Genomic DNA, 25,168 nt, shown 5'->3' with positions numbered 1-25,168 from the left:
GATATACCCGTTGGCGGTACCGGTATCTAGGAGCTCGCGACGTCGACGACCAATCGGGTCGGGTTGGACAGCGTGATGACGGTGAAGGAGGGCCGGTCGGCCCGTACGCCGATGAACGACTGCGTCACGCCCTCGAACACCGTCGTCCGGTAGACGCCCGCGATGCCGGAGACCGCCGCGTCGACGGCCGGGTCCGGGCCCTCGTACGGTGTCACGCCGCTGTCGAACGGGTAAGCCGAGCCCAGGATTCGTACTTCCAGAATCGACCGGCCCGCCACGTCCACCGGATTGCCACTGGCGTCCTGCACCGCCCGGTCGGTGTACCGGACGATCCAACCGGGCGTGCCCGCCCCGCCGAGTTCGTAGACCACGCGATCGAAACCGGGCTGACTTCCCAGCCGCACATCGGTCACCGTGAGCGCGGCGTCGCCGGAAGGCTTGCCCTGCTTCGGTGCGGTGTCCCCGGGGGCTGGGGCCTGCGCTACCTCGACCGACGTGGCGGTGTTCGACGCGGCCGGTGGGCCCGGTGCCGACTCGCCGTCCCCGCAGCCCGCGAGCAGTGCCGTCGCGACCGCGACCATGAGCACCATCCTGTTGCGCATGGCCCGATGCTACTCAGCGAAAGGTCTCGGACGGCGTAACCGGAGAGTGTTGCGGCGCATTCGCCATCGGCCCGCCGCAAGCTACGCGGAGGTGCGAACACTCGTGCACCTCGAATGGTCGGCCTGCCGAGCCCGATTAATTGCTATTTGATTGCCATGGTTCATGTCCTGTGTGCGAGAGTCCTGCCGTCGCCAGCGGAGTGAGTGCCGGCGCCGGATCGCCCCTCCGTCGAGCCCGAGAGGATCGGCGGTTGATCGAATGCCGTATTCACCGATGCGTCCGCGAAACCGCTTGTCCTGACCGGATTCAGCGTGCGGAGCGCCGTGCCGGGAATCCGGCGGAATCGATAGGGCGGGGTGGGCGCGACCATGCGGCAACGATCTAGCACACTTGAGGCGTGGGAAATGTCGAGGACGTACTTGGCCGGTTGCGGCGGTATCCGGACGTGGAGGCGCTGAACCTCTACGCCGTCGACGCCGCCGATCGGCTGATCCTCGACGTCGCGGCCGACGCCCTCGCGACTGTGAATAGCGGGAAAGTAGCCATCATCGGTGACGCCTATGGTGCACTGACCCTCGGCGCTATCGCGGGACACGATCTGCGCGACGTCCGGGTACATCAGGACTTGCTCACCGGCGAACTCGCCCTCGCGAACAACGCCCGCGCGGTGGGCTTGTCGGATCGCTACACCGCGCACCCGCTCGGCCCCGAGTTGCTGCGTGATGCCCAGGTGGTCCTGCTTCGCCTGCCCCGGATGCTGGCCGGTCTGGCCGAGGTCGCCGACACGATCGCGCGCTACGCGGATCCGGCGGTCGAGGTGTTCGCGGGCGGGCGGGACAAATATCTGACCAAGTCGATGAACGACGTTCTGGCGCAGTCGTTCTCCGAGGTGCGCGCAAGCCGCGGCAGGCAGAAGTCGCGGACCCTGCTGGTGGCCGGACCCAAACCCGTAGCCGGTCGACCGTTCCCGGTGCGCGACCGGCTGGACGAACTCGGTCTCGACGTGGTCGCGCACGGCGCGGCGTTCTCCGGGGCCCGCCTGGACATCGGCACCAGGTTCCTGCTCGAGCACCTGAGACTGATGAAGCCGGACGCGCGCGACGCCATCGATCTCGGCTGCGGCACCGGCATCCTTGCCGTCGCGCTGGCCAAGGCGCGGCCGGGTATCAAGGTGATCGCCACCGACCAATCCGCCGCCGCGGTCGCCTCGGCGCGGGCCACCACCGAGGCGAACGGGGTCGCCGACCGAGTGTGCGTCGTGCGCGACGACGCCATGTCCTCGGCGGCGGACAACAGCGCCGACCTGGTGCTGTGCAATCCGCCGTTCCATATCGGCGCGGCCGTGCACACCGGATCGGCCATCAAAATGTTCGCCGAGACCGGGCGGGTGTTGCGCCCGGGTGGAGAGCTGTGGACGGTGTACAACTCGCATTTGAACTATCGGGCCGTAGTCGAACGGATGGTGGGCCGGACCGAAGTGATGGGCCGCAACCGGAAATTCACCGTGACTCGGTCGGTGCGTGGTCTGCACGACCCACGACAGAGGTAGAGTCCGAATTGTCCGGCTCTGTGCGACTCCCCGGGAACTCGCGACGGATGACAAACGTTGGACAGGGCAGTTGGATATCGAGTGAAGCAACTCGATGAACAGCGGCAACGACTCCAGAAAGGGACGCCGTTCACATGCGTACCACGAGCAATCCGGTTTTCAGGAACCTGCCAAGGCAGGAGGGCGGTGGATACGCCAGCTTCGGTTCCGGCGTGACCTCCGCCGGCCAGTTCGGCAACCAGTACGGCCAATACCCACAGCAGTACGGCCAGTACCAGCAGGCTCCCCCCACCACGCGCTCGATGACCATCGACGACGTGGTGACGAAGACGGGCATCACCCTCGCGGTGCTCGCGCTGTCCGCGATCGTCTCCTACGGCCTCACCAACGCCAACACCTCGCTCGCGCCGCTGTTCGTGATCGGCGGCGGCCTGGTCGGCCTGGTGCTCGTGCTGATCGCGACCTTCGCGAACAAGATGGACAACCCGGCGATCGTGTTGTCCTACGCCGTCGCGGAGGGCCTTTTCCTCGGCGCCCTGTCGTTCATGTTCACCAATATCGAGTTCGGCGGGGTCGGCGGTAGCGCGCTGATCGGTCAGGCGGTGCTGGGCACCTTCGGTGTCTTCGCGGGCATGCTCGTGGTCTACAAGACCGGCGCCATCCGCGTGACGCCGCGATTCACCAGGATCATCGTCGGCGCCATGATCGGCATCCTGGTCCTGATGCTGGGCAACCTCGTCGCCAGCTTCTTCATCGACGGCGGCCTCGGCCTGCGCGACGGCGGTCCGCTCGCGATCGTGTTCAGCCTGGTGGTCATCGCCATCGCCGCGTTCAGCTTCCTGCTCGACTTCGACGCCGCCGATCAGCTGATCCGCGCGCAGGCTCCGGAGCGGGCGGCCTGGGGCGTCGCACTCGGCCTCACCGTCACCCTGGTGTGGCTGTACGTGGAGATCCTGCGGCTGCTGAGCTACTTCCAGAACGACTAGCCGATACGACGAAAGGGCGGTCGCCGGATATCCGGCGACCGCCCTTTCGTCCGCGGGTCAGCTCAAACGCTCGATGACCATCGCCATGCCCTGGCCGCCGCCGACGCACATGGTCTCCAGACCGAACTGCTTGTCGTAGGTCTGCAGGTTGTTGAGCAGCGTGGTGGTGATCCTGGCGCCGGTCATGCCGAACGGGTGGCCCAGCGCGATCGCGCCGCCGGAGACGTTCAGCTTGTCCTCGTCGATCTTCAGCTCCCGTGCCGAGCCGAGGACCTGCACCGCGAACGCCTCGTTGATCTCGACGAGGTCGATGTCGTCGATGGTCTTGCCCGCCAGCGCCAGCGCGCGCTTGCACGCCTCGATCGGGCCGAGGCCCATGATCTCCGGCGACAGGCCGGACACGCCGGTGGACACGATCCGCGCCAGCGGCGTCAGGCCCAGCTCCTTGGCCTTGGTGTCGCTCATGATGACCAGCGCCGCGGCGCCGTCGTTGAGCGGACAGCAGTTGCCCGCGGTGACGGTGCCGTCCGGGCGGAACACCGGCTTCAGCGCGGACACCGCCTCGTAGGTGACCCCGGCGCGGGGGCCGTCGTCCTTGCTGACCACGGTGCCGTCGGGCAGCGTCACCGGGGTGATCTCGCGCTCGAAGAAGCCGTTCTTGATCGCTTCCTCGGCGCGGTTCTGCGACCGTACGCCCCAGCGGTCCTGGTCCTCGCGGGTGATGCCGGTGGAGGTCGCCACGTTCTCGGCGGTCTGGCCCATCGCGATGTAGACGTCCGGGATCAGGCCGTCCTCGCGCGGGTCGTGCCAGATGCCCGCGCCGCCCTCTGCGGTCTTCGCGGTGCGCGCCTGTGCCTCGGCGAACAGCGGGTTCTGCGTGTTGGGCCAGCTGTCGGCGGAACCGTTCACATAGCGCGACACGGTCTCCACACCCGCGGAGATGAACACATCGCCCTCGCCCGCCTTGATCGCGTGGAAGGCCATGCGGGTGGTCTGCAGCGACGACGCGCAGTAGCGGTGCACCGTGGTGCCCGGCACGAAGTCGTAGCCCAGCTGGACGGCGACGACGCGGGCGATGTTGAAGCCCTGCTCACCGCCAGGCGAGCCGCAGCCCAGGATCAGGTCGTCGATCTGGGCGGGGTCCAGGGCAGGCACCTTGTCGAGCGCTGCCCGCACAATCTGCGTGGTCAGATCGTCGGGCCGCAGGTCGACCAGCGAACCCTTGCGGGCCCGGCCGATCGGGGAGCGTGCGGTCGAAACGATGACGGCCTCAGGCATGAGGACTCCTTGGGTCGGACGGTTCTGGCGAACCGGAGTTGTTACTCACGGGTTCGTACCGAATCTACGTCCCGTCGCCGAGGACCGAAAGCGCCTGTCCCGCCCAGTGCCTCCAGCAGCGCCGGGAGCAATTGCGCGGCGGCCAGTTCGTAGCCGGCCGCCGACGGGTGGAAGCCGTCGGCGGCGAACAGCAGCTCCGGCGCGGCGCGGAACTCGGGGGCGAGCAGGTAACCCATGCGGACGGGTTGCCCGCCCGCGACCGTCGTCGCCACGTGCTGCGCCTTGGCCAACCGCACGCTCCAGTTCTGCACGACGGTGCGCAGCGGCTGGGGAATGGCCGCAACCGTGCCGAGATTCGGGCAGGTGCCGACCACCACCACGGCGTCGGCGCGGCGCAACCGGGCGACCGCGGCGGCGAGCCTGCGCGCGGAGGCGCGGATCGAGTGCTTCTTGGTGACATCGTTGGCGCCGACGAGAATGACCGCGGCATCCGGCGGCGGGCCCGCGACGAACATCGCGTCCACCTGCCCGGCCAGACCCTTGGACGTGGCGCCGGAGATCGCCTTGGTGCTCAGGCGGATCCGCTGCCCGGTCGCCTCGGCGAGTCCTCGGGCCAGGCGCACGCCCGGCACCTCGTCGGCCACCGCGCAGCCGAGGCCCGCCGCGGTGGAGTCGCCGAAGATCATCAGATGGAGGTCGGCGTGCTTGCCCGCACGCCACGGCTCGGGCTCCGCGCAGCCCGCGGTGTAGATGCCGTCGGCTTCCGGCGGCTTCGAGGTGTCCCGGCCGATCACTCCGCGCGCGACGCCCGCCTGCGCCATGAGCAGACGGTAGGTCGCCCACCACGCGGTCCCCGCGCCGGAACCGGCGAGCACGGCCGCGGCACCGCCCAGCGCGGCCGCGCGCCAGCGAAACTGAGGTGCGCTCACGCCAGGAATTTTACGAAAATCCGCCCAGTCGACCAGCCGCGAACATAGGCGCACCGGCAGCCGCTGCGGGCTTCCAGGCGTCGCGGGTGCGTCGACGGATGGTCGGGCGATAGGCCACCGACGATCAGCAGCCGGACGGTCGCCGAGTCGGCCATCGAGAATCCGGTGCGCGTGGAGCGTTCTGTGATCGCGGACCGTCGCGTGTGCGCAGCGCGTCGCAGCAGGATCGAGGACCTGGCTTCGGCTGCTGCTGAGTAGGGGGCGCAGCTGCCCTGCGATCCTCTGACCCCGCACTGTCGTCGGCAAACGTGTGTGGATAACACCCGCTCGGGTCAGCTCGGGACCCGCGACGGCGGGGTCGCCGCAAGGCAGGCCCGAAATGTGCGCGTCGCGATCCGCCGAGGTCAGCCCGGTACGACGAAGCTGCCGCGGGCCGGGATGCTCGCCGCGTCGGTGGAGATGGTGACCTCGACCAGGCCGGGGCCCGTGTCCTGGAACAGCGCGTATTGGATGCTGCCGTAGATGCCGGTGACCACGATGTTGTCGTAGCTGCCCGTCGCGCCGGTGGTGACGTTGCGCCACGCCACGGTGGTGCGGACCTCGCACAGCGGCGCCAGCGGGTAGGAGCCCGGCCCGATGCCGTTCACGGGCAGCGCGCGCACGTTGAGGATGGCGCGCCCGGGCCATTCCGGGCCGGTGTCGGCCCAGGTGCGGATGCTTGTCCAGCACAGGCCGCCGCGCGCGAGCGTCGGCACCTGCGGGAATTCGACGGTGGACGCCTCCGCTGGAGCGCCGGATCCGACCACTAGGGCCACTGCCGATCCGGCCAGAAGCATTGCGGCGCGGGCGATGTTCGGCTGCCTCATGGCAGCGATCCTAAGGCCGCGGGCCCCGGTTCGCCGGTAGTCCGCGGCCGCTGCACACGGCGTGCGCGAACTCACAGTTAGTGCGTCTGCAACTATGGGGGCCATGCGCATCGCGGATCATGTCGTGGATCTCATCGGCAACACGCCGCTGGTCCGGTTGAACTCGGTCGTGGGACCGAACGCGGGGCTGGTCGCTGCCAAGATCGAATACTTGAACCCGGGCGGCAGCTCCAAGGACCGGATCGCGGTGAAGATGATCGACGCCGCCGAGCGGTCCGGGAAGCTGCGGCCCGGCGGCACCATCGTCGAGCCCACGTCCGGCAACACCGGTGTCGGCCTCGCCCTGGTCGCGCAGCAGCGCGGCTACAAGTGCGTGTTCGTCTGCCCGGACAAGGTCAGCGAGGACAAGCGCAACGTGCTGCGGGCTTACGGCGCCGATGTCGTGGTCTGCCCGACCGCCGTGCCGCCGGACCACCCGAACAGCTACTACAGCGTCTCCGACCGCCTGGTTCGTGAGATCGACGGCGCGTGGAAGCCCGACCAGTACTCCAACCCGGGCGGCCCGGAAAGCCACTACGAGACGACCGGCCCGGAGATCTGGCGCGACACCGACGGCAAGGTCACCCACTTCGTGGCGGGTGTCGGCACCGGCGGCACCATCACCGGCACCGGCCGCTACCTCAAGGAGGTCTCCGGCGGGAAGGTGCGGATCATCGGCGCCGACCCGGAGGGTTCGGTGTACTCGGGCGGCACCGGGCGGCCGTACCTGGTCGAGGGCGTCGGCGAGGACTTCTGGCCGTCGGCCTACGACCCCGCCGTGCCGGACGAGATCATCGCGGTCTCCGACGCGGATTCCTTCGAGATGACCCGTAGGCTCGCCCGCGAGGAAGGCTTGCTGGTCGGCGGTTCCTGCGGCATGGCGGTCGTCGCGGCCGTCGAGGTGGCGCGGCGCGACCCGGATGCGGTGGTCGTGGTGCTGCTGCCCGACGGTGGACGCGGCTACCTGTCGAAGATCTTCAACGACGAGTGGATGAGTTCCTACGGGTTCCTGCGCGAACGGCTGGACGGCACGGCCGAACCGCTCGTGGGCGACGTCTTGCGCGGCAAGTCCGGCGAGCTGCCGGACCTGGTGCACACCCACCCGTCGGAGACGCTGCGCGACGCGATCGAGATCCTGCGCGAGTACGGCGTCTCCCAGATGCCCGTGGTCGGCGCCGAGCCGCCGGTCATGGCGGGCGAGGTCGCGGGCAGCGTGTCCGAGCGCGACCTGCTGTCGGCGGTCTTCGAGGGCCGGGCCAACCTGACCGATTCGGTGGCCCAGCACATGAGCCCCTCGTTCCCGCTGATCGGTTCGGGCGAGCCCATCTCCGCCGCGACGAAGGCGCTCTCCGACACCGACGCGCTGATGGTCGTCGAGGACGGCAAGCCCGTCGGCGTGATCACCCGCCACGACCTGCTCGGTTTCCTCAGCACGGGCAACATCGGGAAGTAGACGAGACCACGGCGAGCGGCGAACCCGGAAGCCGAGTCACGGCGGCTTCCGGCCGAACGCCTATGCCGGTCTCCTGCCGCGGACCGTTTCGCGGACGCCGCCGGTGATCAGGTCGGTCCATTCGTCGGCCAGCAGCGCCAGTCGGTACCAGGCTGCGTGCACCCGGGTGTCGGACACTTTCTCGGCGGTGTGCAGCAGATGGCTGGCGTGGACGTGGGCGGCGGCCATGCGGTCGACCGTGGCGCCGATGGATTCGCTGCGCAAATGGTCGGTCGCACGCCTTCGGGGCAGTCGGTCGACCACCCACGCATCGATCGTGGCCACCAGTTCGGCGCGGCGGCAATCTATTCCAGCGGCGGCCAGCGGATCGGAGTGGCGCTGCCGGTGCAGCGCTGCCAGCGTCCTGGCCCAGCCGACCAGGGGGTGGTCTTCGCCCGACTCGCTCGGGTGCCCGCCGAAGGCGGCGACCAGTTCGCGCTGATCCGGCAGCGGCCGTACGACGCCGTGCGAGCGTCGTGGCAGATGGTCACGCACGAACATGGCAGGCTCCCAGTGCATTCGGAACGGACCGCCGTACGCCGCGGTCGATCGACAAGCTGTGCATCGTGCACCTCCGATGGTGTGGTGGTGGAGGCATCGCCCCAATGCCGGGTCCCTCTAAAGGATGCGCGCTTTCGCTGGCCTACCGGTGACACCCACATGGCACTTGAATGACAAGACGTAACAATGCGCTAGCTTCCGCCCGCACACGCCTGTGAGGTGCGGTTTCGCGGGCCCGGCGCAGCTCAGCACAGGTCGTCGCGGGTGCGCGGACGTATCCGTGCGCGAGCGATTCAGCCGGGGAGGATCTGGTGGGTCATCGCGAAGACGGCCGCGCCCGCCCGGGTGTGGCGGCCGGTCTTGGAGCGGATTTCGGCCAGATGGTGGGTGACGGCGCGCTCGGGCAACAGCAGTTCCGCGGCGATCTCCCGGCCGCAGCGGCCGCGGGCCCTCAGCCGGAGGATGTCGGTCTCGGCCTCGGACAGGCCGTGGACAGCGGGGATGGTGGTGTCGTCCGCGGCGGCACGGACGACGGCGGCACAGGCATCGCCGTCCAGTCGGCCCGCCGCGACCTCGGCCGCCAGTTGGGCAGCGGCTTCCTCGGGCCGGGCGGCGGGGCGATAGGGCCGCGCTTCGGCGCAGGCCGCGAAAACATCGGCGGCCGCGAGCAATCGAGCACCGGGTGGAAGGTCGCGCTTGCCCCGCGGGTAGCCGCTGCCGTCGAGTCGTTCGTGGTGACCCGCCGCGAGATCGGCCAGCGCCGCCAGCCCGGGGCAGCGGCGCAGGATGCGCTCGGTCCGAAGACTCTGCAGCCGAACGCGTTTCCAGTCCCAGGGTCCCAGCGGGCCGCGACGGTCCCAGACCGCGCTCGACACCGCGACCCGGCCGAGATCGTGCAGCAGGGCGGCGGCGCGTAGTGCCGCTCTTTCGTTGGCGGGCACGCCCATCCGGACGGCCGCGGCATCGGCGAGCCCGGCCACGTGCGCCGAATGCCCCAGCAGATAACGGCCTTTCAAGTCGACGATCATGGCCAGCGCCAGACCGGGCCGGTCGAGTTCGGCGGACGGAATCGAAGACCGCGTCCCCGGTTCCGCGGCGAGGACGGCGGCCAGCAGGTCGGGAACGTCGAGCACCGCGCGGATGGCATCGGCATCGCAGACGGCCACCAGGTCGGGGTCGAGATGGCCGCCGGCCCGGCGCCGCAACTCGTCGAGAACGACGCCCTGCCGTCTCGCCACAGTGCCCAGAGCGGAGCGTGTTCTGTCGTGCGGGGCGGCCGGATGCGCGTTGCCGTGGCCCGAGACGGTCGCGAGTTCATCGCCGACCGCGTCGAGCGCGAGCACCGCCTGTTCGGCCACGTGCAGAACGCGGCCCGCGATCGAAATGGATTCCCCGCGCAGCCGGTTCGGCGCACCCAGTCCGTCCCAGCGTTCCTCCACCTCGGTCAGGGCGCGGACCGAGGCATCCGGCAGACCCAGGTGCGATCCGAGCGCCTCGACGACCTCGCTCGACGAGCGCAGCGCCTGCGTGGCGCCGGACCGCAACCGGGCGACGAACCGATTGCGCAGCGCCGATTGGGCGGCGGGCGCCCAGCCGCCGAATCGGCGCAGTTGCTCGGTGAAGACGGCGGAATCGCCCGGATCCAGCACGTGGCAGGCGCGCTGGAAGGCGATGTCGTCGGCATACGCCTGCGCGTTCTCCGAGGCGCGGCCGGTACATCCGAGATCGACGAGCAGGGCGGCATGGAAGACCGCGCGGCGATCGGCTTCCGGCAGCCCGATCCGCGCGGCCAGGTCGGTGGCGACCAGGCAGGTGGCCAGCCCCTTCTCGAACGGCATACCGGCGGCGAGATCGGTGGTCAGCGACAGTGCCGCGAAAATCTCGGCGGCGCGGATCGACGACATGCACCGACAGTAGTGTCCATACGCGGCTCGCGCAGACCCGAATCCGTTCTCGGAGATCGTGATCCGCGTCGTGACCGAGTCGGCGTCCGATCGGCTACAGAACGGTGGTCCGGCGCGGAAAGGGCGGATTCGCCCGGATGCCGTCGGCGAACGGCATCCGGCAATCCATCCGCACCCTTTTCGCCGCGTTCCGCACCACGCCCGGCGGCATCACGCCGGGACGGGGCGGATCAGCGGAGCGCGCGGTCGCTACGCGGCTCCGCCGCCGAACGGCTCGTCAGCGGAAAGCGTTCGCGTCGGTCAACGCCCGGCCCAGCACGAGCTGGTGTACCTCCGCGGTGCCCTCGTAGGTGAGCACCGACTCCAGATTGTTCGCATGGCGCAAGACCGGGTAGTCGAGCGTGATGCCGTTGGCGCCCAAGATGGTTCGGCACTCGCGGGCGATCGCGATGGCCTCGCGCGTGCTGTTCAGCTTGCCCGCGCTCACCTGCTCCGGCGTGACCGCGCCGCGGTCCTTCAGCCGTCCGATGTGCAGCGCGAGCAGCTGGCCCTTGCCGAACTCCAGCGCCATGTCGGCCAGCTTGGCCTGGGTGAGCTGGTAGGCGGCCAGCGGCTTGTCGAACACCTCGCGGGTCCTGGCGTACTCGATGGTGGCCGCCAGGCACTCGCGCGCCGCGCCGAGCGCGCCGAAGACGATGCCGAAGCGCGCCTCGCTCAGGCAGGCCAGCGGCGCGGCCAGTCCCCTCGACCCCGGCAGCACCGCGTCCGCGGGCAGGCGAACCTCGTCCAGGTCCAGTTCCGCGGTGACCGACGCGCGCAGCGACAGCTTGCGGTGCATCTCCCGCGTCGTGAACCCGGGCGTCCCGGCCGGGACCAGGAATCCGCGGATCACCTGCCTGCCTTCGTCCTCGGTCTGCGCCCAGACCACCGCGACATCGCTCACCGAGCCGTTGGTGATCCACATCTTCGAGCCGCTCAGCACCCAATCGGAGCCGTCGCGCTTCGCCCGGGTGCGCATGCCGCCCGGATTCGAACCGAAGTCCGGCTCGGTCAACCCGAAACAGCCGAGCGCGCGGCCGGCGGCCAGCTCCGGCAGCCACTGCTGTTTCTGTTCCTCGGAGCCGAATTCGTGGATGGCGGTCATCGCCAGCGACCCCTGGACCGAGACCATGCTGCGGATGCCGGAGTCCACCGCCTCCAGCTCCTGGCAGGCCAGACCGTAGGTGGTGGCCGACATGCCCGCGCAGCCGTACCCCTCCAGGTGCATGCCGAGCAGTCCCAGCGCGCCCAGCTCAGGGGCGAGCTCGCGGGCCGGGAAGGTGCCCGCCTCGAACCACTCCGCGACGTGCGGGCGCAGTCGCTGCGTCGCGAAGCTCGCGACGGTGTCCCGGATCTCGCGCTCGTCGTCGGACAGCAGCGTGTCGGTGGCGAACAGTTCTTCCACAGTGACCATGGACTCAGCCTAAAGGGGCGGCGAAATAGTGAGACCGAACTCACGCCCCTTGCTTCGGTGCAAGATTTCCGTGCTGGTGGTGACGTCGGTGTAATTCGATCGGATCGAGGGGCGCTGTCCCGCTATGCCAACGCCGTTGTGCGGATTCGTCCGTTTCGCCTGCGTACGCAGCGGCGATATGCCTACACCGGGAAGTTGCCCGGGAATCGCCCCGATTAGGCTGAGCCCCATGAGCGAGCTGGGATTCTCCACACGGGCCGTGCACGCCGGGTATGAACCCGATCCGCAGACCGGCGCGGTGAATGTGCCCATCTACGCGAGTTCGACGTTCGCCCAGGACGGCGTGGGCGGGTTGCGCGGCGGTTTCGAATACGCCCGCACCGGCAACCCGACGCGGTCGGTACTGGAAGCGAACCTCGCCGCGCTGGAATCGGGCCGCTACGGCCGGGCGTTCGCGTCCGGCATGGCCGCGACCGACTGTGCGCTGCGGGCCACGTTGCGTCCGGGTGATCACATCGTGATCCCCGACGACGCCTACGGCGGCACCTTCCGGCTGATCGACAAGGTCTTCAGCCAGTGGGGGATCGAGCACTCGCCCGCGCACGTGTTCAACGTGGACGAGATGCGCGCCGCGATCCGGCCGAACACCAAGCTGGTGTGGATCGAAACCCCGACCAACCCCCTGCTGAGCATCGGCGACATCCCCGCGCTGGCCGACGTCGCGCACGCGGCGGGCGCGAAACTGGTCGTCGACAACACCTTCGCGACGCCCTACCTGCAGCAGCCGCTGCTGCTCGGCGCCGACATCGTGGTGCACTCCACCACCAAGTACCTCGGCGGCCACTCCGACGTCATCGGCGGCGCGCTGATCACCGACGATCCGGAACTCGACGCGGCGTTCGCGTTCCTGCAGAACGGCGCGGGCGCGGTGCCCGGCCCGTTCGACGCGTTCCTCACGCTGCGCGGCACCAAGACCCTCGCCCTGCGGATGGATCGGCACTGCGACAACGCCGAGACCATCGCGGAGTTCCTGTCCGGGCACCCGTCGATCTCGCATGTGATCTACCCCGGCCTGCCGGAGCACCCGGGCCATGCCGTCGCGGCGAAGCAGATGCGGCGCTTCGGCGGGATGATCTCGGTGCGCCTCAATGGTGACGTCGAAGCCGCGCGGAAATTCTGCGCGCGGACCGAGGTCTTCACCCTCGCCGAGTCCCTGGGCGGTGTCGAGTCGCTGATCGAGCATCCGGCCGCGATGACGCACGCCTCCACCGAAGGTTCCGAGCTGGAGGTGCCCGCGGACTTGGTGCGGCTTTCGGTCGGCATCGAGGATGTCAGCGACCTGCTTGCGGACATCGAGCAGGCATTGAGCTAGGTTCACGGACATGAGGAAGCGGCCGCACCCGATGATCGGGCGCGGCCGCTCGTGTCCGCGGGGGTATCGGCCTGCCGTGGCGGCGCGACCGAGAGCGTCAGCTGTGGTAGGGCTCGGCGCTGAGCAGGGTGACCTTCATCGTGTTCCCATTGGGCAGCGTGTATTCCCTGGTCTCGCCCACCTTGGCGTCGATGAGCGCGCCGCCGAGGGGCGAGTTCGGCGAGTACGTCTCCAGCTTGGAATCGCGGAGACCCTCCTCGCGGGTGGCGATCAGGAAGGTTTCGGTGTCCGTCTCGTCGCCGTCGTAGTAGACCTTGACGACCGACCCGGGAAGCGCCACGCCGGACTTGGTCGGTGCGACGCCGACCTTGGCGTTGTTCAGCAGCTCTTGCAGCTGGCGAATGCGCGCCTCCTGCTGACCCTGCTCCTCGCGCGCGGCGTGGTACCCGCCGTTCTCCTTGAGGTCGCCCTCTTCCCGGCGTTCGTTGATCTCGGCGGCGATGACCGGACGATTGGCGATGAGCGCGTCGAGTTCGCTCTTGAGCCTGTCGTGCGACTCCGGGGTCAGCCAGGTCACTTGCGTCTCAGTCATCTCGATCACTCCCTAGTAGTTGTTCCCGGCAGGCCGGGATTCCCTGAGCACCGGCGTGTGCCCACCCGGAAGCGGGCACGCGCCAGTCGACGGCTAGAGCGATCCTGGGAAGTTCATCGAACCCCGACAGGCCCCGGTCACGGGCGAAATCGCAAGCCCGAACCCTCAGCGCTGGCCGCCAATGCAGCAAACACGGCTCCGAGCTCCGGAACCGTGTATCACGCCATTTTAGCATGATTCACAAATGTGCAGGTCGGAGTTAATTTCGCGGGCAAATCGCCGGTTTATGCGCGGAAATCAGCCAACTCGCAGATAGCTGGGTACCCGATCGCTGCACGCGTACACGCTGCCCGACACGGGACGCGCGGACGAGCGCACGACGGTGGTCAACTCGACCGTCCCGCTGCTCGACGGCTCGATCAGCACTTCCCTGCGGCCGAGTTCGGAGCCGTCGCGAGCCATCGCGCGGACGAAACACACCACCGGCTGCTGCGGGTCGGCCCGGGTGACCTTGAGGTGGATGGTCATGGTCGAGTCGTCAACGACGACGTAGCCGAGCTGCTCGGCCTCGATGTCCTCCGGCCCGTACTTCTGATAGCCCAGGTAGGCCACGCCGAGTCCCGCGAGCACCACCAGCACGCCGAGCACCGGCACGATCCAGCGGCGCGGCTTGCGTGGCCCGGTGCCGTAGCGGTCGGGCGGGGGTCCGCCAGGAGACGCCGCCTTCGCGTCGCCGCCGCTCTCCGGCGCGGGCTGGCTCATCGTGGTCGCTCCCGGGGGGTACGTCGGAACAAATGTGGGTCGAATGGAACTATAGGTAACGAAGCCCCGACACCCGCGACCGAGAGCGACGGAGAACGAGACGTGAGTGGCCTTCGCCTCATGGCGGTGCACGCCCACCCAGACGACGAATCCAGCAAGGGTGCCGCGACGACCGCCCGTTACGCCGACGAAGGACACGACGTCCTCGTCGTGACGCTGACCGGCGGAGAGCGTGGAAGCATCCTGAACCCGGCCATGGACACGCCCGGCGTCCTGGAGCGGATCCACGAGATCCGCCGTGAGGAGATGGCCGCCGCGGCCCGTGCGCTCGGCGTGCGCCAGCACTGGCTCGGTTTCGTCGACTCGGGCCTGCCCGAGGGCGACCCCCTGCCGCCGCTGCCCGAGGGCAGCTTCGCGCTGGTTCCGCTGGAGGAGGCCACCGAGGCCCTGGTGCGCGTGGTGCGCGAGTTCAAGCCGCACGTGATGACCACCTACGACGAGACCGGCGGCTACCCGCACCCCGACCACATCCGCTGCCACGAGGTGTCGATGGCGGCGTTCGAGGCGGCGGGCGACCCCGAGCGCTTTCCCGGCGCGGGCGAGCCGTGGACGCCGCTCAAGCTGTACTACGACCACGGCTTCAGCATGAAGCGGATGGAGATCTTCGCCGCGGAGTACGAGCGCCTCGGCGAACCGTTCCCGCTGCAGGAGTGGCTGGACCGGATGCGCAAGTACGCCGCCGAGCGCGGTGACATGTTCGCCAGGATCACCACCCAGATCGACTGCGCCAAGTACTTCCCGCAGCGCGACGACGCCTTGCGCGCGCACGCGACGCAGATCGATCCGAACGGCGCGTTCTTCGCCATTCCGATGGAGATGCAGCAGCGGTTGTGGCCGACCGAGGAGTTCGAGCTGGCCAAGACTCGCGTGCGCACCGAGCTGCCGGAGACCGACCTGTTCGCGGGCATCGAGGACGAGCGGTCGTGACGTTCGTCCTGCTCGCCCAGACACCCGGAACGCCGACCGGCCCCGAGTTCGGCAAGGCGTCGCCGCTCGGCCTGGTCATCATCCTGATTCTGCTCGCGGGCACCTTCCTGCTGGTCCGGTCGATGAACCGGCACATCAAGGGCCTGCCTGCGACCTTCGAGCCCGAGCACCCGGAACCGGACCAGGAGGCCGACGAGGGCACCGAGCACGGCATCACCCGCCGTGCCGAGGAATCGAAGGGCGCCGACCCCGAAGGGCGAGCCGAATCCGGCTGAGCGGCGAAACCCTCGCTGACCTGCTCGTTGTTACCTTTCCGCGCTCTCTTTCGTCAATGAGGTAGTCGCGGCGCGAACCACGGCCTTTCGTCGAAAGCCGACACCCCGGTTCCCGCGCGCGTCTGCTTCCGAACGCTGAGAGTCAGGACGATCAATGACATTCGACGAACTGCGGGCCACGCTGCCCGGCCGCGTGCTGGCCGCCGGTGACGAGGGCTTCGAAACCGCGGCGCGGCCCTGGACGACGACCGTCGACCAGCCGGTGGCCGCCGTGGTGCGGGCCGGAGACGCCGGTCACGTCGCGGCCGTGGTCCGGTACGCGGGCCGCGCGGGCGTGCCGGTGGTCACCCAACCGACCGGACACGGCGCGTCCGGTGGCGTGCCCGAGGCGATCCTGCTGCGCACCGGGTATTTGGACGGCATCGAGATCGATCCCCGGCGTCGGGTGGCGCGCGTGGGCGCCGGAGTGTCGTGGGGTCGGGTGCAGGCGGCCGCGGCCAGGCACGGGCTGACCGGGCTCGCGGGCAGCAATCCGGTCGTCGGCGTGACCGGCTACACCCTCGGCGGCGGCATGAGCTGGTTCGGCCGCAAGCACGGCTGGGCCGCCGACGCGGTGCGCGCGTTCGAGATCGTCGACGCGGAGGGCGCTGCGCGCCGGGTCACGGCCGAGGACGATCCGGACCTGTTCTGGGCGTTGCGCGGCGGTGGCGGCGACTTCGCCGTCGTGACGGCGCTCGAGTTCGATCTGTTTCCCGCGCCGGAGCTGTTCGGCGGCCGCATGCTGTGGCCGCAAACGCGGATTCGCGAGGTGTTCGACGCATTCCAGGAGATCACCGCGGCGGCTCCGCACGAACTGTCGGTGTGGTTCCAGCGTTTGCAGATCCCGGACGCACCGCCGATGGTCGGCGTGGACGCGGTGTATCTGGGTGATCCTGATCGTGGACGGACGCTGCTGACCGCGCTGGACGCCATCGGAGATCTCATTCTCGACAAGCGCGGCGTGTTCGGGGCCGCCGACATCGGCGCGGTCACCGCCGAACCCACGGACCCGAGCCCGTCGCTGTCCCGTGCGGAGCAGCTCACCGATCTCGGCGACGCCGTGGTCAAGACCCTGATCGAGGAACCGGTCGCCCCGCTGGCCAATGTGCAGATCCGGCACCTGGGCGGCGCCCTGGCCGAAGCCCGGCCCGATGGTGGCGCGCGCGGCCCGATCGCGGAGCCGTACCTGCTCTACTGCCTTGGTCTCGGGCTGCCGCACCTGCGCGATGCGGTCGAGGCGCGGCGCACCGCCATCGTCGGCGCGGTGAGCGGGCAGATCAGCGGCCACAAGCCGTATACCTTCCTCACGCCCGGCGAGACGGCCGACGCCGCTTTCGACGCCGCGACGCTGAACCGGCTGCGCGAGATCAAGCGCGCCCGCGACCCGCACGGCGTCATCCGGGCCAACTATCCGGTGTTCGGGTAGGCCGCGGAGCAGAACGGCCAGTCGGGGTCGCGTCCCGCTGCCAGCAGCGCGATGGTCCGGAGCTCCGCGTCGGTCAGGCCGCCGAAGGCGTGCCGGTGGTCCGGTGGACCCACGGGCCGAGGTCGGGAGGCGATCTCGGCCCCGCCGCCGTTCAGAACGGCCAGTCGGCGTCGCGTCCCGCCTCCAACAGCCGGATCATCCGGAACGCCACGTCGGTCAGGCCGCCGACGGCGTGCCGGTGCGGGGTGCCGCTGAGGGCGTGCCCGTAGCGGTATCCGGCCAGGTTCCACGTAGAGCGGTACCCGAGACGAAAAAAATTGCCGCACCCCATTTTTTCGGAGCGGAATGGCCGAGTAAAAGCGGCGACGGGCTGCTCGCCGTATCGAGCGACCGAAATGGTTTCGGCAGGAATTGAACCCGAAGTAACCGTCGCCTGCGCACCGGACACGCGCCGAATCTTCGCCCGAGCGAGACGGTCCGCTTCGCGGGTGCGCGAATTCGGTGGTAGTGCGCCCGAGATGAAATTCGGCCACGGAACGTACCGCTCTGCCATTGAGCTACCGGACCATGGGGTCCGGGCGGGACTCGAACCCGCAACCTGTCCATTAGCATTGGAAGTGCCTGCGCACCGGGCGCACCACCGAGGGGAGCGGGGCCGTCCGGCCCGCGCATTTTCCTTCGCGGTCACGAGAAGCACACTGTCGGCAACTATCTCGACGCAAGGTGGAGTTCGCATTGCCGCGCGCTTGTCGGTGTCCTGTGTTACCAATTCAGCCAAACCGCTCGACCGAAGGAAGCTCATGGACAACGTGATCGGACAGATCGACCGTGCACTGGATGCGACCGGAGCGATCGTCGCCGCCGTGGGAGGAGCGGATCTGACGACGCCGACGCCGTGCCGGGACTGGGATGTCCGCACCGTTCTCAACCACACGGTCGGCGGTATGCACATCTTCGCGGCGGCCCTGAGCGGCATGGATACCGGCGCCGACCACGAATCCGACTGGCTCGGCGGTGATCCGCAGGGCGCGTACGCCGCGGCGGCCGAGGTGGACCGCGCGGCCTGGCACCGGCCCGATGCGCTGGACGGCACGGTGGGCATCTCGCTCGGTGAACTGCCCGGCCCCGCGGCCGCGCTGGTGCATCTCACCGAGATTCTCGTGCACGGGGTGGATATCGCGGTGGCCATCGATCGGCCGGATCTGGCCGACGACGGGTTGTGTGGCGAATTGCTCGCCACCATGCATGCCGCGGGTGGCATCGATTCCTTCCGCGCACCCGGCATTTTCGGTCCCGAGGTGCTGGTCGCCGACGACGAACCTGCACACCGCAGACTGTTGGCGTACGTCGGACGCGAGGTACTGGCGCGCACGTAGTCCGTCGTTTTCGGCGGGTGTGTCGAAACCTTCAACTGTGCCGAATATTTTCGGCGAGTTATTCCGGCAGGCAGTTCCGCGGAAAGCAGACGATATGCCCAGCCGCTTCCCGCGCGAAGTTCGGGCGCCCGAGTTCTGGGCGGCGACGGGTATACCGGCTCGAGCGAACCGAGCCCTGTGGATCCGGAAACCCTGCCGTGGACTGCTCTACCAATTGAGCCACCGGATCGAAACGATCCGGACGTGACTCGAACCCGCAACCGATCGCGTGTATCGGAAGTATCCGTTGCCTGCGCACCCGGTTCGGCAATCGGTCCTGTGCAACCGGCGCAGCTCAATTTGCTATGGAACCGGAAAGCCGGGCGGCGTATGGCCGATGGTGGCGGTGACCTTCTGGGCCGATGACGGCGGACGCAGATGTATGGACGCCGAAGAGCACCGGCTCGGCCGGTAGCTGTTCCGGGCGGCGTCTCTGTTGCCGATAGCATCGTCGGCATGACGAACGTGGGGGCGGCGGTCTCGCCTGGGGATGTTATGGAAACGACGATGCTCGGGCCGATGATCGGCGAGCACATGCCGTTGTGGCGGGACGGCGAAGGGGTTTCGTACTGGCGCGTGCACCAGCCGGAGGTCGTGCGCGGGTGTGCCGGTATCGGCCGGATAGCGCGAACACCGGTGGGAGAGAGACGTTTCCGGGAGGCGGGTATGTTGCACCTGCATCCGACCGGCAGGTTCGGCACCTTGTTCTTGGCGGCCCGCTTCCGCGACCCGCAAGGTGGCGTATCCGGTGACGCGGTCGAGCTGACCCGAGTGGACGAATCCACCGCGAAAGCAGCGGTGAGCGAGGACGCGCGAAGCGCCTTCGCCCGCTGGTTCGGGGAGATGGCGCTCGCGGCAGCCGAGCGCGGCGAAGTCATGGTGCTCGAGACCGGAGGCTGGCAGGTGCCTTTCGCGCCGTACGCGCTCACGGCGGTGACGCGCGCGCCCGACGGGACGTGGATGTCGTTGCTGGAGACGAGTCCGGTCCCGTTCGGCGTACCCGTCTGGAGCGAGCAGCCCCAGCACGGCGACAACCAGACGCTTGCCGCGCCGGCCAGGCGCGACACCATCACGGTTTCCGGCGTTCTGGCCGACCTCGCGGTCCGCTCGTGGGACCGGCATCTGCTCGACCTGGCTCTGACGTTCGGCCCCGGCCCGTCGGGGCCGTGGCGTGCCGAGCCGAGCGCGCCGGCTCCTTACTGAGACGTGAGCGTGCGGCGAACCGGTTGACGCAGAATGGTTTTCGTCCTCTCGTTCGGTGTCCGGCGCGGGTCGGACAAGTAGATCTCGTGGTGGCGGCCGTGGTGCGCCCATCCCTCGGCCGCCATGAGGGCGTCCATGCGAGCCAGGGTCTCGGGCTCGGTCGCGTACGGGCCCAGGTGCAGGACCTGGATCGCCTCGCCCTCGGTGAGTCGTTCGAAGGACGCGCCGGTCACCATGTCGGCGGTCACCACTTCCGGCATGCGAATCAGCAGTTTCCAGTGCCATTGGTCGCGTGGCACCGTCAGTGGCGGAGCGTCGGAATCGACCCACCACAGGCCCTCGAGTTTGGGCACGACGAAGTCCTGCCCTGCGGCTTTCGCCGCCTTCTTCGCGCCGTACGCGGCCCGGTAGAGCGTTTGCACCGCCGCCGCGTAGACCGGGCCGTCAGGGTCCCCGATTCCTTCGACCGTCACGTAGTCGTATGCGCTGAATGTCCGGACCACAGGTCGCGTGCTCGCTCCGTAGTAGTGGCCATCGGTTCGGGCCAGATCGATTTTCATTCCTCGACCGTGTCGTCTCCCGCTGCGGGAGAGTCAAGGACGACGTACCCACACGGCGGCGGGAAGGGTCGTACGGTGGAGCCATGAACCGGCTCGGAGAGGCGACGTCCCCGTACCTGCGGCAGCATGCGGACAACCCGGTGCACTGGCGGGAGTGGGATGCGGAGGCACTGGCCGAAGCGCGGGAGCGGGACGTGCCCGTTCTGCTGTCGGTGGGGTACGCGTCCTGTCACTGGTGCCACGTGATGGCGCACGAGTCGTTCGAGGACCAGGCCACCGCCGATCAGATGAACGAGAACTTCGTCTGCGTGAAGGTGGACCGGGAGGAGCGACCAGACCTGGACGCGGTCTACATGAATGCGACGGTCGCGATGACGGGGCAAGGCGGCTGGCCGATGACCTGTTTCCTGACGCCGGACGGCGAACCGTTCTACTGCGGCACTTACTACCCGAAGCTCCCGCGCGGCGGCATGCCGTCCTTCACCCAGCTGCTCACGGCGGTGACGGAGACCTGGCGCACCAGGCGCGACGAAGTGAATCAGGCCTCCGCGCAGGTGGCTGCTGCGCTGCGCGACCAAGCGGCGGGACTGCCCGACGCGGACCTGACGATCACCCCGGAGCTGCTCGCCCATGCCGTCGCCGCCGTGCTGCGCGACGAGGACGCCGAGCACGGCGGATTCGGCGGCGCTCCCAAATTCCCGCCCTCGGCGCTGCTCGAGGGACTGTTGCGGCACTGGGAGCGGACCGGTGACCCGGCGGTGTTCCAGGTGGTCGCCCGCACCGCCGAGGCCATGGCGCGCGGCGGCATCTACGACCAGCTGCGTGGCGGGTTCGCGCGGTATTCGGTCGACGCGGCATGGGTGGTGCCGCACTTCGAGAAAATGCTCTACGACAACGCGCAGCTGTTACGCGCCTACGCGCACCTCGCCCGCCGCAGCGGGTCCGAGCTTCCGGAATCGTTGTCGCACCGGGTCACCCGGGAAATCGTGCGGTTTCTCCTCGATGACCTCGGGACCCCGCAGGGCGGTTTCGCCTCGGCGCTGGACGCCGACACGCACTTGGAGCCCGGTAAGCCCGGTGTCGAAGGCGCGACGTACGTGTGGACGCCCGCCGAGCTGGCCGGCGTGCTCGGTCCGATCGACGGGGCGTGGGCGGCCGAGTTCTTCGGCGTCACCACCGCCGGAAACTTCGAACAGTGCACCTCGGTGCCGACCAGGTACGCCGAACCCGCCACGGCGGAGGACCACGCGCGGCTGGAACACGTCCGTGCCGCGTTGATCGCCGCCCGCGATCGACGCCCACAACCCGAACGCGACGACAAAGTGGTCACCGCATGGAACGGTATGGCGATCACCGCGCTCGCCGAGGCCGCGGGCGCGCTGGACGAACCGGAGTGGACCGCCGCCGCCGTCCGATGCGCGCGATTCCTGCTGGCCGAGCACGTGGTGGACGGTCGGCTGCGACGTGCATCGCTCGGCGGCGTCGTCGGCGCGGCGCCCGCCATCCTGGAGGACCACGCCTGGCTGGTCACCGGCCTGCTAGCGCTGCACCAGGCCACCGGCGACCTCGGCTGGCTGGACGACGCCCAACGCCTGCTGGATACCGCGATCGAACACTTCGCCGACCCCGATCAGCCGGGCGGCTGGTTCGACACCGCCGACGACGCCGAAACCCTCGTCGCCCGCCCCCGCGACCCGATCGACGGAGCCACCCCCGCAGGCGCCTCCGCGCTGGCCGAAGCGCTGCTCACCGCCGCGGCCGCGAGCGACCCGGAAGGCGCCGCCCGCTACCGGGAACTGGCCGACCGCACCCTCGAGCGCGGCGCGATTGTGCTGGCACGCGCGCCGCGCTCGGCGGGCCAGTGGCTCACCGTCGCGGAGGCGGCCTTGCACGGCCCGCTGCAGGTCGCCATCGCCGCCGAATCGGCGGCCCAGCCCACCGAGTTGCTCGCCGCGGCCCGTGCGGCCGCACCCGGCGGCTCCGTCGTCCTTGCCGGGGCCCCGAACGCCGTCCCGCTGCTGGCCGATCGGCCCTTGGTCCGCAACGCCGCGGCCGCGTACGTCTGCCGCGGCTCCGTCTGCGACCTCCCGGTCTCCACGCCCGACGAGCTCCTGATGGCGCTTCGGCGAAACTGACGACAGCACCTCCGGCCACCATCGGCCGGTTGGCGATAGACGGTTCGAGTCGGACGCCCCGTCGACGGAGGGCGTGGCCGGAAATGTGGTCGGCCCCTGGCGGCCCGGGCGGTGCACCGGCGGCCCGGTGGGTGCGGGAAGGAGACAACGATCGGAGCTGAGGCGCTCGATCACGCGGCTGTGAGACGGCCGAGACCATCGCGACACGATGTCAGGTGGGCGCACGACGACGTTCGTGCCGCCGAACGCAACCGAGCGGGCCCGATGCGGTCGGTGCACGCGCGTTCGGTCATGTCGCCATCGAGACGGCCGCTGAACCGCCGTGCCGAGGGTGCTTCGCTGTTCACCCAGCTGAGTGGACTAGCGCCGAGGCGGGGCGTCGAACTCGGCGTCCGGCAACTCGGTGCCACGGGGCGGCTCTGCGGCGGTGTGGATTTCGATGACCGGGTTGGTGTCGGCGGGCAGGTCGTGGCCGTCCAGCTGATCGGTGCGGGTTTCGATGTGTTCGGGCCGGGCGCCGGAGGTGTCGATGTCGGTCCAGCAGAACGTGGGGTTCTTCATGCCGCGTAGCACGATGGTGTCGTAGAACGTCCACTTGGCGCGCTCGTGTTCCGTAGCGGCTTCGATCACCGCTTGGCTCACCAGGATTCGCCGCGGCACCTCCTTGGCCGCCGTGGTGAGGCGGGCGGCCTCGTTGACGGCGTCGCCGATCACCGTGAATTCCAGGCGGGTGTCGGAGCCGACGTCGCCCGCGAAGACCCCGCCGCGCGCGACGCCGATCCCGATGTCGAGTTCTCCGGTGGCGAGCACCTCGTCCCGGATGCGGCGCGCCGCCCGCAGTGCCGGAGTCGCGTTGTCGCCCAACGCGATCGGCGCTCCGAAGACGCACAGCGCCGCGTCGCCCTCGAACTTGTTGACCAGTCCGTTGTTCTCCTCGGTCGCCGCGACGACGATCGCGAGCAACCGATTGAGCTTGGCCACGAACTCCTGCGGCGGCAACCCGGTGGACAGCTCCACCGACCCGGTCACGTCGACGAACAGCGCCGACACCTCACGCACGTCGCCGGTGAGATCCGCCCCGCGAGCCAGCGCGCGCTCGGCCACCTCGGCCCCGACGTGCCTGCCGAACACCTCACGCATCCGCTCGCGCTCGCGCAGGTTCGCCGCCAGTTCGTTGACCGAATGCTCCAACCGGCCGATCTCACTGGTGCTGCCGATCGGCACCCGGACGCCGAGATCGCCTTGCGCGATGCGGTCCAGCGCGCGACGCAGGACCCGCATCGGCGCGGCGACCGCGCGGGCGAGGAACGCCGTGGCCAGCGCACCCACTCCGATGCCGACCGCGGACAGGTAGATGGCGGTGCGGACCCGGTCGGGCGCGGCCGCTACCGGGTCGGCCAGCACGACGATCAGCATGAGCAGCGGAAGCGCGGCCGCCACCGCCCAGGTCAGCACGACCCGCACCAGCACAGAGGAACTCCAGTGCATGGTCCAGCCGAGCACCCGGGCGACCACCGGGATCGTCGGCCGGATCAACCGGTCCACGATCAGGAAGGTAACCGCCGCCGACTCGAAGGCGCCGATCGTGAACAGCGACGCCGTCACGCCGGGGTCGTTGTCCGGGCTCAGCCGCGCGAAGACCGCGGTCGCCACGATCACCCCCGGAATCCACAGCGCGATCGCGCGCATGCTGATCGCGACGGGTAGGTGCAGCAAGCGCCGCGCCTCCACCTCCGTGGGCTTGCGCCCGGCGTCGAGCCAGCCGAAGTACACCTTGCGGTCGCGCACCGCCAGGACGATGCCCGCCAGGAATCCCGCCGCCGGATAGATGCCGACGAAGGCCAGTGCCCGTAGCCAATCCGTGCCCAGCCTGCCGAGGAACCCGTTCAGCCACAGCTGGGTGACGATCACCGCGAGGCCGCTGAGATTCGCCGTGGTGACCAGAGCGGCCAGACCACCCCGCGCTTTGAGCGCCCAGACGACGAGCTTCGCGATCATAGGGCTCGCGATCTCGATGACCGTTCCATCGCCTGCGCCGCCCTCTCGTCCGCCCTCCGGGTCGACTCTATGCGCTCAGCGCAGGACGACGAGCCAGACCGCCGCGTAGTGGGTCAACGCCGCGAGCACCGTGGCCGCGTGGAAGAACTCGTGGTGCCCGAAAACCCCCGGCCACGGGTTCGGCCATTTCGTGGCGTAGAGGATCGCGCCGCCGCTGTAGAACAGGCCGCCGATCAGCAACAAAATCAGCGGTGCGATGCCGATCTGGCCGTTCAGTTGTCCGGCCACCGGCACGATGGCCCAGCCCAGCAACAGATAGAGCGGAACGCCGACCCAGCGGGGAGCGCCGGGCCACAGCAGTTTGAGCGCCACTCCGGCCAGCGCGCCCGCCCAGACCACGGCCAGCAGCGTCTGCCCGGTTCGTCCGGGCAGGCCGAGCAGGGCGAAGGGGGTGTAGCTGCCCGCGATGAACAGGAAGATCATCGAGTGGTCCGCTCGCTTCATCCGGATGCGAGCGCGGGCGGTCGGCCAGGTCACCCGGTGGTAGACCGCGCTGACGCCGAACAGCCCGCACACGGTGAGCCCGTAGATCAGCGTCGACCATCCCGCGGTCGCCGAGACCGTGCCCGCGGTGGCGATCAGCACGACGGCCGCGATCGCCGCGACGCCGACGGCCCAGGTGTGGATCCAGCCCCGCATGCGCGGTTTGACCAGCGCCTCGGCGAGCGCTTCGCCCGCCGTGGCTGGGGCTGGGGCTGGTGTGACCGTTGCCGCATCGGCGGCGCCGACCGATTCGGACACGAG

General features: G+C 69.4%; 24 protein-coding genes. 10 read left to right on the top strand and 14 right to left on the bottom strand.

Translation table 11 applies throughout. From position 1 onward, the window contains the following. Window positions 1–26: 26 nt before the first annotated feature. Window positions 27–602, bottom strand: coding sequence for an AMIN-like domain-containing (lipo)protein (locus ACL03I_RS25290; protein WP_412807096.1), 576 nt, complete (start codon window positions 600–602; stop codon window positions 27–29). Between the two features lie 398 nt (window positions 603–1,000). On the opposite strand from ACL03I_RS25290, the gene ACL03I_RS25285 reads away from it, so the two are divergent. After that, entirely contained in the window at window positions 1,001–2,152 is a 1,152-nt protein-coding gene (locus ACL03I_RS25285; protein ID WP_364429034.1) for a class I SAM-dependent methyltransferase, read from the top strand. 134 nt (window positions 2,153–2,286) lie between these two features. Further along, window positions 2,287–3,138, top strand: coding sequence for a Bax inhibitor-1/YccA family protein (locus tag ACL03I_RS25280; RefSeq protein WP_355078570.1), 852 nt, complete (start codon window positions 2,287–2,289; stop codon window positions 3,136–3,138). Window positions 3,139–3,195: 57 nt separating this feature from the next. Here ACL03I_RS25280 and ACL03I_RS25275 read toward each other — a convergent pair whose 3' ends face one another. The 3 genes from ACL03I_RS25275 to ACL03I_RS25265 all read right to left on the bottom strand — a co-directional run bounded on the left by ACL03I_RS25275 (window position 3,196) and on the right by ACL03I_RS25265 (window position 6,211). Further along, window positions 3,196–4,416, bottom strand: a complete 1,221-nt coding sequence (locus ACL03I_RS25275; RefSeq protein ID WP_412807095.1) for an acetyl-CoA C-acetyltransferase — start codon at window positions 4,414–4,416, stop codon at window positions 3,196–3,198. Between the two features lie 41 nt (window positions 4,417–4,457). Further along, window positions 4,458–5,345, bottom strand: a complete 888-nt coding sequence (locus tag ACL03I_RS25270; protein ID WP_412807094.1) for an SGNH/GDSL hydrolase family protein — start codon at window positions 5,343–5,345, stop codon at window positions 4,458–4,460. 404 nt (window positions 5,346–5,749) lie between these two features. Further along, the gene (locus tag ACL03I_RS25265) at window positions 5,750–6,211 is read right to left on the bottom strand and encodes a hypothetical protein (protein ID WP_355078573.1); all 462 of its coding nucleotides are present in this window, start codon (window positions 6,209–6,211) and stop codon (window positions 5,750–5,752) included. Between the two features lie 103 nt (window positions 6,212–6,314). Between ACL03I_RS25265 and ACL03I_RS25260 the strand changes: the two genes are divergently transcribed. Then, a complete protein-coding gene (locus ACL03I_RS25260) occupies window positions 6,315–7,703 on the top strand; it encodes a cystathionine beta-synthase (RefSeq protein ID WP_195082524.1) in 1,389 nt (462 codons plus the stop codon). Window positions 7,704–7,763: 60 nt separating this feature from the next. Here ACL03I_RS25260 and ACL03I_RS25255 read toward each other — a convergent pair whose 3' ends face one another. The 3 genes from ACL03I_RS25255 to ACL03I_RS25245 form a co-directional block, all read right to left on the bottom strand. Beyond that, window positions 7,764–8,243 (bottom strand): DUF4254 domain-containing protein, encoded by a 480-nt coding sequence (locus ACL03I_RS25255; RefSeq protein WP_355078574.1) that lies wholly within the window; start codon window positions 8,241–8,243, stop codon window positions 7,764–7,766. A gap of 293 nt (window positions 8,244–8,536) precedes the next feature. Then, the gene (locus ACL03I_RS25250) at window positions 8,537–10,147 is read right to left on the bottom strand and encodes an HD domain-containing phosphohydrolase (protein ID WP_412807093.1); all 1,611 of its coding nucleotides are present in this window, start codon (window positions 10,145–10,147) and stop codon (window positions 8,537–8,539) included. 277 nt (window positions 10,148–10,424) lie between these two features. Then, a complete protein-coding gene (locus tag ACL03I_RS25245) occupies window positions 10,425–11,600 on the bottom strand; it encodes an acyl-CoA dehydrogenase family protein (protein ID WP_355078576.1) in 1,176 nt (391 codons plus the stop codon). A gap of 229 nt (window positions 11,601–11,829) precedes the next feature. Here ACL03I_RS25245 and ACL03I_RS25240 point away from each other — a divergent pair, with 229 nt between their 5' ends. Then, window positions 11,830–12,972, top strand: a complete 1,143-nt coding sequence (locus ACL03I_RS25240) for a cystathionine gamma-synthase (protein ID WP_355078577.1) — start codon at window positions 11,830–11,832, stop codon at window positions 12,970–12,972. Window positions 12,973–13,069: 97 nt separating this feature from the next. Here ACL03I_RS25240 and greA read toward each other — a convergent pair whose 3' ends face one another. Beyond that, window positions 13,070–13,564: a transcription elongation factor GreA gene (gene greA, locus ACL03I_RS25235; RefSeq protein ID WP_028477722.1), complete on the bottom strand. Its 495-nt coding sequence runs from the start codon at window positions 13,562–13,564 to the stop codon at window positions 13,070–13,072. A gap of 297 nt (window positions 13,565–13,861) precedes the next feature. Further along, entirely contained in the window at window positions 13,862–14,326 is a 465-nt protein-coding gene (locus ACL03I_RS25230; protein ID WP_355078578.1) for a DUF4307 domain-containing protein, read from the bottom strand. Between the two features lie 102 nt (window positions 14,327–14,428). Here ACL03I_RS25230 and mca point away from each other — a divergent pair, with 102 nt between their 5' ends. From mca to ACL03I_RS25215, 3 genes are all read left to right on the top strand, one after another. Further along, entirely contained in the window at window positions 14,429–15,313 is an 885-nt protein-coding gene (gene mca / locus ACL03I_RS25225; RefSeq protein WP_356966785.1) for a mycothiol conjugate amidase Mca, read from the top strand. Next, window positions 15,310–15,588 carry a hypothetical protein gene (locus ACL03I_RS25220; RefSeq protein WP_356966784.1) on the top strand — a complete coding sequence of 93 codons (279 nt, stop codon included), beginning with the start codon at window positions 15,310–15,312 and terminating at the stop codon, window positions 15,586–15,588. The genes mca and ACL03I_RS25220 overlap by 4 nt, the downstream gene beginning before the upstream one ends. Before the next feature lie 154 nt (window positions 15,589–15,742). Continuing rightward, on the top strand, window positions 15,743–17,053 hold the full coding sequence (locus tag ACL03I_RS25215) for an FAD-binding oxidoreductase (protein WP_412807092.1): 1,311 nt from the start codon (window positions 15,743–15,745) through the stop codon (window positions 17,051–17,053). On the opposite strand, the gene ACL03I_RS25210 is transcribed toward ACL03I_RS25215, so the two are convergent. Together ACL03I_RS25210 and ACL03I_RS25205 are read right to left on the bottom strand one after the other, a co-directional pair. Next, window positions 17,035–17,166 (bottom strand): hypothetical protein, encoded by a 132-nt coding sequence (locus ACL03I_RS25210; RefSeq protein ID WP_355078581.1) that lies wholly within the window; start codon window positions 17,164–17,166, stop codon window positions 17,035–17,037. The genes ACL03I_RS25215 and ACL03I_RS25210 overlap by 19 nt on opposite strands. Window positions 17,167–17,204: 38 nt before the next feature. Then, on the bottom strand, window positions 17,205–17,384 hold the full coding sequence (locus ACL03I_RS25205; RefSeq protein WP_412807091.1) for a hypothetical protein: 180 nt from the start codon (window positions 17,382–17,384) through the stop codon (window positions 17,205–17,207). Between the two features lie 469 nt (window positions 17,385–17,853). Between ACL03I_RS25205 and ACL03I_RS25200 the strand changes: the two genes are divergently transcribed. Both ACL03I_RS25200 and ACL03I_RS25195 read left to right on the top strand, forming a co-directional pair. Further along, on the top strand, window positions 17,854–18,429 hold the full coding sequence (locus ACL03I_RS25200; RefSeq protein WP_355078583.1) for a TIGR03086 family metal-binding protein: 576 nt from the start codon (window positions 17,854–17,856) through the stop codon (window positions 18,427–18,429). Between the two features lie 495 nt (window positions 18,430–18,924). Continuing rightward, entirely contained in the window at window positions 18,925–19,671 is a 747-nt protein-coding gene (locus tag ACL03I_RS25195; protein WP_412807090.1) for a hypothetical protein, read from the top strand. Here ACL03I_RS25195 and ACL03I_RS25190 read toward each other — a convergent pair. Continuing rightward, complete coding sequence (locus ACL03I_RS25190; RefSeq protein ID WP_412807089.1) at window positions 19,665–20,231, bottom strand: GyrI-like domain-containing protein; 567 nt, start codon at window positions 20,229–20,231, stop codon at window positions 19,665–19,667. The genes ACL03I_RS25195 and ACL03I_RS25190 overlap by 7 nt on opposite strands. Before the next feature lie 83 nt (window positions 20,232–20,314). Between ACL03I_RS25190 and ACL03I_RS25185 the strand changes: the two genes are divergently transcribed. Next, window positions 20,315–22,366, top strand: coding sequence for a thioredoxin domain-containing protein (locus ACL03I_RS25185; RefSeq protein WP_412807088.1), 2,052 nt, complete (start codon window positions 20,315–20,317; stop codon window positions 22,364–22,366). Window positions 22,367–22,726: 360 nt separating this feature from the next. Here the strand turns inward: ACL03I_RS25185 and ACL03I_RS25180 are convergent, their stop codons facing one another. Both ACL03I_RS25180 and trhA read right to left on the bottom strand, forming a co-directional pair. Then, a complete protein-coding gene (locus ACL03I_RS25180) occupies window positions 22,727–24,364 on the bottom strand; it encodes an adenylate/guanylate cyclase domain-containing protein (RefSeq protein WP_355078587.1) in 1,638 nt (545 codons plus the stop codon). A 75-nt stretch (window positions 24,365–24,439) separates the two neighbouring features. Further along, window positions 24,440–25,165 carry a PAQR family membrane homeostasis protein TrhA gene (trhA, locus tag ACL03I_RS25175; RefSeq protein WP_412807087.1) on the bottom strand — a complete coding sequence of 242 codons (726 nt, stop codon included), beginning with the start codon at window positions 25,163–25,165 and terminating at the stop codon, window positions 24,440–24,442. Window positions 25,166–25,168: the final 3 nt, after the last annotated feature.

The organism is Nocardia sichangensis (assembly GCF_047200615.1).
GTDB lineage: Bacteria > Actinomycetota > Actinomycetes > Mycobacteriales > Mycobacteriaceae > Nocardia > Nocardia sichangensis.
Note: the sequence above shows the minus strand (reverse complement) of the source record. Positions and strands in the feature narration are given on the sequence as shown.

Coding starts and splice junctions, on each gene's coding strand:
- ACL03I_RS25250 (WP_412807093.1), bottom strand. CDS start 10,147: ATGTCGTCGATCCGCGCCGCCGAGATTTTCGCGGCACTGTCGCTGACC.
- ACL03I_RS25185 (WP_412807088.1), top strand. CDS start 20,315: ATGAACCGGCTCGGAGAGGCGACGTCCCCGTACCTGCGGCAGCATGCG.
- ACL03I_RS25280 (WP_355078570.1), top strand. CDS start 2,287: ATGCGTACCACGAGCAATCCGGTTTTCAGGAACCTGCCAAGGCAGGAG.
- ACL03I_RS25275 (WP_412807095.1), bottom strand. CDS start 4,416: ATGCCTGAGGCCGTCATCGTTTCGACCGCACGCTCCCCGATCGGCCGG.
- ACL03I_RS25205 (WP_412807091.1), bottom strand. CDS start 17,384: ATGGGGTGCGGCAATTTTTTTCGTCTCGGGTACCGCTCTACGTGGAAC.
- ACL03I_RS25260 (WP_195082524.1), top strand. CDS start 6,315: ATGCGCATCGCGGATCATGTCGTGGATCTCATCGGCAACACGCCGCTG.
- ACL03I_RS25180 (WP_355078587.1), bottom strand. CDS start 24,364: ATGATCGCGAAGCTCGTCGTCTGGGCGCTCAAAGCGCGGGGTGGTCTG.
- greA (WP_028477722.1), bottom strand. CDS start 13,564: ATGACTGAGACGCAAGTGACCTGGCTGACCCCGGAGTCGCACGACAGG.
- ACL03I_RS25290 (WP_412807096.1), bottom strand. CDS start 602: ATGCGCAACAGGATGGTGCTCATGGTCGCGGTCGCGACGGCACTGCTC.
- ACL03I_RS25240 (WP_355078577.1), top strand. CDS start 11,830: ATGAGCGAGCTGGGATTCTCCACACGGGCCGTGCACGCCGGGTATGAA.
- ACL03I_RS25230 (WP_355078578.1), bottom strand. CDS start 14,326: ATGAGCCAGCCCGCGCCGGAGAGCGGCGGCGACGCGAAGGCGGCGTCT.
- ACL03I_RS25215 (WP_412807092.1), top strand. CDS start 15,743: ATGACATTCGACGAACTGCGGGCCACGCTGCCCGGCCGCGTGCTGGCC.
- ACL03I_RS25255 (WP_355078574.1), bottom strand. CDS start 8,243: ATGTTCGTGCGTGACCATCTGCCACGACGCTCGCACGGCGTCGTACGG.
- ACL03I_RS25200 (WP_355078583.1), top strand. CDS start 17,854: ATGGACAACGTGATCGGACAGATCGACCGTGCACTGGATGCGACCGGA.
- ACL03I_RS25265 (WP_355078573.1), bottom strand. CDS start 6,211: ATGAGGCAGCCGAACATCGCCCGCGCCGCAATGCTTCTGGCCGGATCG.
- ACL03I_RS25190 (WP_412807089.1), bottom strand. CDS start 20,231: ATGAAAATCGATCTGGCCCGAACCGATGGCCACTACTACGGAGCGAGC.
- ACL03I_RS25245 (WP_355078576.1), bottom strand. CDS start 11,600: ATGGTCACTGTGGAAGAACTGTTCGCCACCGACACGCTGCTGTCCGAC.
- ACL03I_RS25195 (WP_412807090.1), top strand. CDS start 18,925: ATGACGAACGTGGGGGCGGCGGTCTCGCCTGGGGATGTTATGGAAACG.